A 270-nucleotide genomic window follows, 5' to 3' on the forward strand; every position below is an offset into this window, starting at 1 on the left:
CGAGTCTCACGAACGTTAATCGGAATCACTGGGCTTAAAGGGTGCGTAGGCGGCTCACCAAGTGCTTTGTGAAATCCCACGGCTCAACCGTGGAACAGCAGGGCATACTGGTGGGCTTGAGGCTGGTAAGGGCTGCCGGAACAGTAGGTGGAGCGGTGAAATGCGTAGATATCTACTGGAACGCCGATGGTGAAGACGGGCAGCTGGGCCAGACCTGACGCTGAGGCACGAAAGCGTGGGGAGCAAACAGGATTAGATACCCTGGTAGTC

Annotated in this window: 1 rRNA gene; it reads left to right on the forward strand. The window is 56.7% G+C overall.

The annotated features are described in order from the left end of the window. Positions 1-270: ribosomal RNA gene (locus ACTHSL_RS13655) — 16S ribosomal RNA — on the forward strand; the annotation flags it as partial.

This window comes from Neisseria sp. P0008.S010, from assembly GCF_051962715.1.
In the GTDB taxonomy this organism is placed as follows: Bacteria; Pseudomonadota; Gammaproteobacteria; order Burkholderiales; family Neisseriaceae; genus Neisseria; species Neisseria elongata.